Annotated in this window: 12 protein-coding genes; all 12 read left to right on the plus strand. The window is 33.0% G+C overall.

Going from position 1 to position 9734, the window contains the following annotated elements; genetic code table 11:
* The coding region (locus tag QNK89_RS00150; protein ID WP_340168894.1) for a terminase large subunit at positions 1-619 on the plus strand (619 nt) is incomplete at its 5' end.
* Between the two features lie 9 nt (positions 620-628).
* The gene (locus QNK89_RS00155) at positions 629-1129 is read left to right on the plus strand and encodes a hypothetical protein (protein ID WP_340168895.1); all 501 of its coding nucleotides are present in this window, start codon (positions 629-631) and stop codon (positions 1127-1129) included.
* Positions 1126-1503, plus strand: a complete 378-nt coding sequence (locus tag QNK89_RS00160) for a hypothetical protein (RefSeq protein ID WP_340168896.1) — start codon at positions 1126-1128, stop codon at positions 1501-1503. Before QNK89_RS00155 ends, QNK89_RS00160 begins: the two co-directional genes overlap by 4 nt.
* Positions 1504-1642: 139 nt before the next feature.
* A complete protein-coding gene (locus tag QNK89_RS00165) occupies positions 1643-1837 on the plus strand; it encodes a hypothetical protein (protein ID WP_340168897.1) in 195 nt (64 codons plus the stop codon).
* 151 nt (positions 1838-1988) lie between these two features.
* Positions 1989-2525 (plus strand): hypothetical protein, encoded by a 537-nt coding sequence (locus QNK89_RS00170; RefSeq protein WP_340168898.1) that lies wholly within the window; start codon positions 1989-1991, stop codon positions 2523-2525.
* A gap of 82 nt (positions 2526-2607) precedes the next feature.
* A complete protein-coding gene (locus QNK89_RS00175; RefSeq protein ID WP_340168899.1) occupies positions 2608-3078 on the plus strand; it encodes a hypothetical protein in 471 nt (156 codons plus the stop codon).
* Positions 3072-3668, plus strand: a complete 597-nt coding sequence (locus QNK89_RS00180; RefSeq protein WP_340168900.1) for a hypothetical protein — start codon at positions 3072-3074, stop codon at positions 3666-3668. The genes QNK89_RS00175 and QNK89_RS00180 overlap by 7 nt, the downstream gene beginning before the upstream one ends.
* Before the next feature lies 1 nt (position 3669).
* A complete protein-coding gene (locus QNK89_RS00185; protein WP_340168901.1) occupies positions 3670-4851 on the plus strand; it encodes a hypothetical protein in 1182 nt (393 codons plus the stop codon).
* Complete coding sequence (locus tag QNK89_RS00190; RefSeq protein ID WP_340168902.1) at positions 4852-6882, plus strand: hypothetical protein; 2031 nt, start codon at positions 4852-4854, stop codon at positions 6880-6882.
* Positions 6879-7019, plus strand: a complete 141-nt coding sequence (locus QNK89_RS00195) for a hypothetical protein (protein WP_340168903.1) — start codon at positions 6879-6881, stop codon at positions 7017-7019. Before QNK89_RS00190 ends, QNK89_RS00195 begins: the two co-directional genes overlap by 4 nt.
* Positions 7010-8935 carry a hypothetical protein gene (locus QNK89_RS00200; RefSeq protein WP_340168904.1) on the plus strand — a complete coding sequence of 642 codons (1926 nt, stop codon included), beginning with the start codon at positions 7010-7012 and terminating at the stop codon, positions 8933-8935. Before QNK89_RS00195 ends, QNK89_RS00200 begins: the two co-directional genes overlap by 10 nt.
* Before the next feature lie 35 nt (positions 8936-8970).
* Positions 8971-9573, plus strand: coding sequence for an XkdF-like putative serine protease domain-containing protein (locus QNK89_RS00205; RefSeq protein ID WP_340168905.1), 603 nt, complete (start codon positions 8971-8973; stop codon positions 9571-9573).
* The last annotated feature ends 161 nt before the right edge of the window (positions 9574-9734 follow it).

Raw genomic sequence — 9734 nt, forward strand, 5'->3', positions numbered from 1 at the left:
TGTAAGCGAAATACTAAAGGCTAAGGCTAAAGCTAACAAAGGGAATGAGTATTGGGCTAATTGGTATCGTGTTTATGGAGAGGGTTTAACAGGCATACTTCAAGGTGCTGTTTATACCAACTGGAAATTAGGAAGCTTTAAAGAAGTATCTAAGCCAGTCTATGGACAAGATTTTGGATTTAATGATCCTACAGTTTTGGTAAAAACTTGTATTGATAATGAGAATAAAATTATTTACATACAAGAATGTTTTTACAAGAAAGCTTTAACAGCTAGTGAAATATATATACTAAATAAAAAGTTTGCTGGAAACAATTTAATAGTAGCAGACTCAGCAGACCCCAGACTAATTTCTTCTTTATCATCACAAGGTTTAAACATAGTACCTACCATCAAAGGGCAAGGCAGCGTCATCTTTGGTATTAGCCTTTTACAAGACTATGACTTAATAGTTGATCCTAACAGCCTAGAGCTTATAAACGAATTTAATAATTACATCTGGCTAGAAAAGAAATCTCAAACTCCATGTCATGCTTATTCGCATTTAATGGATGCCTTGAGATATGCTGTAGCTTATCAATTAGTAAACCCAAACAGAGGCAGATACTTTGTGCAATAATTTAATAAAATGAAAACATTACTAGAACTCGCTTACAACTATCACAAAGAATGGATTAGAGTCGTTATATCTTTTGGATGTAATCCTAGCCAAGCTGAAGACGTAGTTCAAGAGCTATATATCCAGCTATCACAAGATTTAAATAAAAACATTGATTTTACTTTCAAAGATGATGTAAACAAATACTACTGTTATAAAGTTTTACGAGGCATATTCTTGACACTACACAAAAAGAAAAAGAAAGTTAAAAAAGTCTATCTAGAAGAAATGGAGTCAGAGCCTAAACAAAACACATCCCCACCTATTGACGAATTTAAGTTTGCTAAAAAACAAAATCAAGTAGACAATGTTCTAAATGATTTGTTCTGGTACGATCGAAAAGTCTACAAGATTGTAGCATCAGGCAAAAGCATTGCTAGTCTTAGCAGAGATACAGGTATTACTTACTCTTCACTTTATAACACTTACACAAAAACAAAAAAACGAGTTAAAAACAGTTTCTATTTATGAAAGAAGAATCAAAACCCCACATTAACGATAGGCATTTAAACTATCTAAAAAGCGTAATGCTAAGTCAATTACTACTAGAAGCAAACGATGAGCTAAGAGGCTCTAACGCCTTTAAACAAAACGTAAAGCTACAAGTTAACAAGACCAGCAAAATGCTTGAGAGCATATACCAGGAAGGCTACAACATAGTCTATCACAATAACCCTGAAATGTGTACTAATGTACTAAACAAAATAGATGCTTTAATACACAAGATTAAAACAGCTTCTATTGATGAGCTAGTCATGATTGATGCTGTAGTAGATAACTACTTTGAAAACAAAGATGAGCTAGTAAAAACCCAAACAGCAGAGTTTGAAAAACTACAAGACTAATGAGACTAGGAGATATAGTTTACTACATGACTTACTATACTGGCATTCATTGGCTAGTTAAAAAAATAAGCAAAGCATTAGATAAAGATTGCGGCTGTGAAAAACGGAGAAAACATTGGAATAATATTGACTTAGACTTATGACACAAGAAGATCGAGATGCTTGGGTAGGGTTTAAAGCAGTTGTATCGACTAAACTACCACAAGAAGAATATAAGCTTTTATGTACACTTCATGCTCGTTACTACAAGCATCGCTATCATGAACCATGCTCTTGCAGACCTAAAGAAATTAAAATGTGGATAGCTGATATTGACAGATTATACAATTCATAAAAAATAATTTACTAAAAAAAAACTAAAAAGTTTATATATAAATATGGAACTTAAACTAAACATACCCAATAGTCTCAATGAGATTACACTAGGACAATATCAAGAGTTTGAAAAATTAGATTTAACTAATGATTCTATAGTCCATTTAAAGATGATTGAAATCTTCTGTAAAGTGCCTGAGATAGTTGTTAGAAACATAAACGCTATAGATGTAACTGATATCTGTAATGTTATTAATAACATGTTTGACACTAAACACCAGCTAATAAACAGCTTTAAGTTAAAAGGTCAAGAGTATGGGTTTATCCCCAATTTAGACGATATAAGTTTCGGAGAGTACATTGATCTAGACACTTTCATAGGAGATACTGAGAACTTACATAGGGCTATGAATGTTTTATACAGACCTATTGACTTAAAACAAGGAAATCGGTACACGTTAAAAGAATATGTACCAGACAACAGCGAAGACGCTAAGAACTATCCATTGGATGCTGTATTAGGTGCGATTGTTTTTTTTTACAGTTTAGGGAAAGACTTATCTCTAACTATGATGAACTCTTTGGACAAAGCCAATCAAGAGACTTTAGCGCAGCATCTAATTTCGCATCCAAATACGGATGGTACAACAGCCTCTTTGCAATCTCTAACGGAGATATTACAAAGTTTGAACATATCACTAAATTAGGAATGCATGAGTGTTTAACATTCTTGGCATTTACAAAAGAAAAAAACGAAATAGAATCGAGACAAATTAAAAATAAGTTTAAATGAGCAATACAGGAATAAGAGGATTTTACCTACTAACTGAAACAATAGAACAACAGCTACTTGCTGACGTGAATGTAAATACAGTTACAACTGGAGACATCTACGACATTGATTTGTCTAAGCAAAGTATATTTCCTTTAAGCCACATTATAATTAATAATGTTTCAGCAGAAGAACAAATTTTAACTTTTAATGTTAGTGTATTAGCTATGGATGTAGTTGATGAAAGCAAGAAAGCGACTACAGATATATTTAGAGGAAACAATAACGAGCAAGATGTTTTAAACACTCAGCTTCAAGTTGTAAATAAATTAATACAGGTTCTAAGAAAGGGAGATTTATATAATGATCAGTTCCAATTAAATGGGGATGCAAATTGTGAGCCTTTTTATGAGAGGTTTGACAATAAACTTGCTGGATGGAGCGCAACTTTTAATGTGTTTGTAGCTAACGACATAACAATATGTTAGTTAATCCAGAAGTAGATAAAGTTTTAAATCAATTTGCTAAGTATGTTATACAACAAAGCAGAAGCAATCTGGCTAAAGATGAGAAAGCTGGGGGCGAATTGTATAACACAATAGGCGGACAAGTTAGTAGAACCGCTGAAGGTTTTAGGCTTATTCTAGAAATGGAAGACTATGGTAAGTTTCAAGACAAAGGAGTTAAAGGGGCAGATCCAAGTAAAGTGTCGCCTAACGCTAAGATAACAGGTCAGCAAGCAGCAAATGCGCCTTATAAGTTTGGAAGTGGAAGCCAGAGAGGAACGTTTAAAAGTTTTGTAAAGCGAATGTCAATATTTGCTAAACAAAAGAATATAAGATTCAGACAAACTAAAATTGTAAAAGGTAAAAAAGTATCTACTGGTAAGTATGCAAAAGGTGGATTTGATTCAGTAGGGTATATAATAGCTAGTAATATTTATAACAGAGGTATCAAGCCAAGTATGTTTTTTACTAAGCCATTTGAATCAGCATTTAAACGCCTTCCGCAACAAATACTAGACGCGTATTCTGTAGGTATTGAGAAACAAATACAAGTAAACATAAACAAGAAATAAAATGGCATTAAAGATTAATTTAAGAAGTCCTTATTACATAAAGGTATCTAAAACAGCTCTAACGTCTGTAGAACTTAAGCTATATATTTATACAGGTACTTTCACAGCTAATGGTAGTGTAGCGTCAGGGACTTTAAGATATACAATTACTAAAAAACCCTTAGGCTCTAATGCCTATGTAGTGTTTGAAGTTAGTGAGCTTGTAAGAGACTATTTAGAAGTTGAGTTTAATGGGGATTATAATAGCGAAGCAGTTTGGCTTAATGCAATAGCAACTGTTACCGGTGGCTCTGGAAGTGTTACAGTAACTCCAGATAACACTAACGGCTTTGTAGGTCTTGATGGTTATGGATATTTTGAAGAAGGCGCAAATCCTACACTAAGCACAACAGCCTTACAAACTAATAAAACAATAATAGCTTTAGATGATAATTTATTTAGAGTTCCTGTTTTTGTTCCTGGAACGGAGTCAGTTTCTTTATTGTATAAAGGGGAGGTTAAACAAGCTATTGACCTAAGCTCTGCTAGTGTGGATCAAACATCTGAGCAAATAAGATATATCTCTGCAAATTCTACTACTAGCGGAGATGTTAATTATGACACATATAAAGAAAGGGTTTTAAATGATGGAGGAACTTTTGAAGATAGTATTTGTTTAAAAGAGTTTTTAGACAGTATATCAATTGATTTAATAGATGAAATATTTGTAGCTTCTAGTAGTGATGTACAAGTGTTTAAAGTAAAAACATTAAATGAATGTTTATACACACCTATCAAAGTAACCTTTGTAAATAAATTTGGAGCATTTCAAGACTTAATATTTTTTAAGAAGTCTATTGATAAAACAAGCGTGAAAGGAGAAAGCTACAAATCTTCAATCTTTGACTTAGCTACACTTACATATAAAACTTATCAGCACCAACTTACTCAGTTTATGGTTCAAGGCTCAGACAGTATTACAATGAATACAGGTTTTTTACCTGAAGATTATAATCAAGTTATAGAGCAGCTAATGTTAAGCGAACAAGTGTGGGCTACATTTATTACAGATACAGAAGAACTAATACGACCATTAGTTCCAAAGACAAAATCTTTCACACATAAAACACACTTAAACGATAAGCTAATAAATTATACAATCGATTTTGATATAGCTAATAATAAAATAAATAATATTAGATAGATGCAAACCATTGAGCTATATATTCAAGGGCAAAGATTAGATTTATTTGATGATGAATCGGTATCATTAAACCAAACTATTAAAAACGCTAGAGACGTTTCAAAGCTGTTTACTGACTTTACTCAGACCTTTAATGTGCCAGCATCTAAAACAAATAATAAGATATTTAAACACTACTATAATTTTGATATAGTTGGAGGTTTTGATGCAAGAATTAAAGTTGCTGGAACTATTGAGCTTAATAGCTTTCCGTTTAAAGATGGTAAAATAAAACTTGAAGGAGTCAGCCTAAAGGAGAATCAAGCTTACGCATATAAAATTACATTCTTTGGAAATACTGTAAACCTTAAAGACTTAGTAGGTGAAGACAAATTAAATCAATTAGTGAGTTTAAATGCCTTGAATTTAGATTACGATTCAACTACAATAAAATCAAAGCTACAATTAGATCCTTCTGTTTCTGGTAATGACATTATAACGCCTTTAATTACTTCAGGGGCTAGTGGCACAACCTCAAGGCTGTTTTATAACTCAGGAGGTCACGGTTCAGACGCCTCTGGTAATTTATGGTATCAAAGCGGACACCCTGAACACGGTGTCTTGTGGAGCGATTTAAAATATGCTATAAGAATACGTAAAGTTGTGGAGGCTATTTCCACTCAATACGGCTTAACGTTTTCTAGTGATTTCTTTAACTCTACAAACTTAGCTTATAATGATTTGTTTATGTGGTTGCATAGAAAAAAAGGTAAAGTTGAAAGCGGTTCAGGAACTGAATTTGTAGATACTGTAGATGGCTGGAGTGTAGCAACTGGCGTTCAGTCTGAAATGGTTAATTCATCAACTTTCCAAATTACAAACGCCTCTAATGTAACAGGTTTTCTTATATCATTTACAAATACTAGTTTTCTTACAGGGGAAGCTGTTGTAAAAAGAGATGGGCAAACTGTAGCAGTGCAAAGAATTAACGGAGCGGTTTTAGGCAACCCCGCTCTTACAATTATTAACTTAACTTCATATGTAAATCTCGGCTCTGAGTATACCGTAACTTTAAATTACAACGTTTTTAGTCTTAATTTTTCTAATATAAGATGGCTAATGTCTTATAATACAGGAAGCGATGTTTTTGATACTGGCCCATATGTAGCTCCAGCGGCTTTTGAGTTTAACATAACTTCACAAATACCAGATATTAAAGTAATAGACTTTCTTACTGGTTTGTTTAAGATGTTCAATTTAGTTGCTTATTTAGATAATTCAGGAATTGTTGTAGTTAAAACTTTAGATAACTTTTATACTGGAGGAAACAATTACGATATAAGCAGTTTTATAGATATAAACACTAGTAATGTAAGCGTTGCACTACCCTACAAAGAGATAGTTTTTGCCTATAAAGACAACAAGACATTTTTAGCAGCAATACACAGCCAACTGTTTAGCTACACGTGGGCAAAAGAAGATTATACAGGAGGCGAGAATTTAGATGGAAGTATTTATAAGGTAGAGCTGCCTTTTGGTCACTTTAAATTTGAAAGGATAAAAGACGTTGCAGATAGCAGTAACACAGATATTCAATGGGGTTATTGTGTAGACGACAACCAAGAATCGTATATAGGCGCGCCTTTTTTATTCTACCCAATAAAAGTAACAAGCACGCAATACCCAATATCTTTTAGAAATATAATAGGGCATTCAGAGCTAACAAGCTATAATGTTCCAAGTAATTCTTTAGCATTAGATCCCACAACTTCTAAGGAAAATATAAACTTTAAAAACGAGTTAAACGAATATACAGGAAATACAGATTTTACAGATACTTTATTTCAAAAATACTACTCCAATTATATAACAGACATCTTTAATAACAAAAACAGATTAACTAAGGTCACTGCTTATTTGCCTTTAAAGATATTATTAAACTTCACTCTAGCAGATAGATTTGATATTAATGGGAATAGATATAAAATAAACTCAATTAAGACTAACCTAAAAACTGGCAAATCAGATATTGAACTATTAAACGAATTATGATAAAATTAATTATTGACAGCCTTAAATATGTTAATGGCGAAACAGAAAATATTAAAATAGCACAAGGAAAGTATAAACTACCTACGACACTAAAAGAGGGTTACAAAGCACTTAAACAAGAGATGAAATGGCAATAGAAAAAACAGTTGAAATTAATGTAGACAGTAAACAAGCTGAAATAAATCTTAAAAAGATAAACGAAACTATTGATGAACAAAGGTCAATCCTTGTACTTTTAGAAGAAGAATACGCAAAATCTAAACAAGCACTTGATAAATACAATGCTTCTGGAAGGGTAAATTTAGCACAAGAAAAACAGCTTAAAGCACAATTAACAGAGCGTAAAGATGCGTTAACAGACCAACGCTTAGGTCTTAAAAAATTAGCAGTTGAGCAAAGAGCTGCCACTCAAACAGTACAAGACTTTAAAACCGCCCAAAAAGAGAATACAAATATAATTAGAGGAGTTGACAAATTAACTGGGGGCTATGCTACTAAAATAATAAAACTTAAAAAGGGTTTTGTTTCTGGTTTTGGAGCAATTAAAAAATTTGTTAAAGGTTTAAGCGGTATTAAAAAAGCATTGATAGCAACTGGTATCGGAGCTTTGGTTATTGGGCTAGCAACAGTTATTGCATATTGGGACGAAATTACCGCTCTTTTTGATAATGGTTCAAAGGCTTTGCAAAAACAAGCTAAAGAACATAAAGAAAATATAAGTTTATCAGACGATCAGCTTGTATTACTTGAAAATCAAGAAAAAATATTAAAATTACAAGGAGTAAGCACTGAAAATATTGTAGCTGAAAAAAAGAAAGTCCTTTTGCTTCAAGCTGAAGAAAATTCTCTTTTACTTGATAATTTAAAAATACAGTTAGAAAAAGAAAAAGCCCAAGTTAGAGAGGTGTCATTCTTTGAAAAAACAAAGATATCAGCTTTAAACGCTTTAGGTCAATACGAAGCTGCTGCAAAAGTTTTAGGGACATCAATAAACGGAACTGAGGAACAACTAGAAAGGTTAAATGAACTTGAGGAAGAAATACAAAACACAAAAGTAAAAAGTCAAAAAATAGATATTGCGCTACTTACTATTGAAGATAATAAAAAGAAAAAAAGAAATAAAGAAACAAAAGACAGAAAGAAAGAAAACGATAACGAATTAAAAGAAATTAAAAAACAAAATGACGAAAAATTAAAACTAGAGCAAGAATATCAAGACAGATTAAAAAGCCTTAAGGAAAAAATACGTGAAGCTGAAGCAAATACAGTTGAAGAACAAAGGTTATTGCAGCTTGAAAAACTTAGAGAAGAACATAAACAATTACTAGTAGAAGCGTTTCTTAATGGTTTACTTACTGAGGAACTGACTACATCTCTTAAGGAAAGAGAAAATGAATTACAAGCTACATTTGACCAACAAGATATTGACGCAGCAGATAAAAAGAAACAAGATGAAAATGATGCAAGGGAAAAAGAAGCTGCTGATATTAAAACACAAGAAGAATTTAAAGAAAACCAATATAGAGAAGGATACAACGTCCTTCAAAATATATTAAGTGTTGGAGGTAAGAAAACAGAAAAAATATCAAAGGCACTTGCGATTGCTGACGTTGTAAGAACTGCAAGCAAATCTGTTTCTGAAACTGTTTCAAGCATCTCAGCAGCAAATGCTGGTGCATTAGCTACCCCTCAAGCGATAGCTACTTCAGGAGCATCGGCAATTCCTGTAATTGCTATAAACACCGCAAAGGCAGCTTTGTCTATCGGTTCAACTATTGCTAGTGCTGGAAAAAGTATTAGTTCTATTAGAGGAAGTGCTAAGTCTGTAAGCGGTGGAGGAGCCCCATCTGGTGGAAGTGGCGGCGGCGGCGGTTCTGCCCCAGCCCCACAACCCCCTAGCTTTAATATAGTTGGAGCTAGTGAAACAAACCAATTAGCTGACGCAATAGGCGGACAGTCACAAGCACCCATACAAACATACGTAGTTGCTAACGATGTAACAACAGCCCAAAGTCTACAAAACAATATTGTTGAAGGCGCTACAATAGGTTAAAATGCAAAATAAATTTAAAAGAGTTATATATAATTATGAAGATAGTTGAATTAATACTAGACGAGGATCAAGAAATAGGGGTTGAAGCTATTAGCGTAGTGGAAAATCCAGCAATAGAAGAAGATTTTATAGCTCTAAAAAGCCAAGAGTTTAAACTTGCTGAAGTAGATAAAGAGCGTAGGATCCTTATGGGTGCTTTATTGATACCTAACAAGCCCATATATAGACGTAGCGGTGATGATGAGTATTACATATATTTTTCAAAAGAAACTGTCTTAAAAGCGTCTCAAATGTATTTAATGCAAGGTAACCAAAACAATTCAACGCTAGAACACCAATACAAAATTCAAGGTTTAAGTTTAGTTGAAAGTTGGTTAGTAGAAGACAAGGTACACGATAAGAGCGTTAAATACGGAATGGATTTGCCTTTAGGAACTTGGGTTGGTAGCGTTAAAGTAAACAACGATAAAATATGGAACGAGTTTGTAAAGACTGGTAAAGTAAAAGGTTTTAGTATTGAAGGATATTTCGCTGATAAAATGGAACGACCTAAAGAAGCTATTATTGAAGACTTATCAAAAGAAGATTTAATGGTTCAACGAATAATTGATATTATTAAAGACAGTGATAATGAATAAGCGTTTTGAAACTCCAAGCCGAACAAGTCCTAAAGGAGGTCGTAGAGGTTGCTTATGTAAAAATGATACATATTCAATTAAATGCTGTAATGGTACTTTAAGCGCACAAGGGATAGGCCAAACATCGTCTATTGGTGAAATAATTACTTTTTTAGCTCAAG

Origin of the sequence: Lacinutrix sp. (genome assembly GCF_037625555.1) — a bacterium.
Taxonomy (GTDB): Bacteria; Bacteroidota; Bacteroidia; order Flavobacteriales; family Flavobacteriaceae; genus Lacinutrix.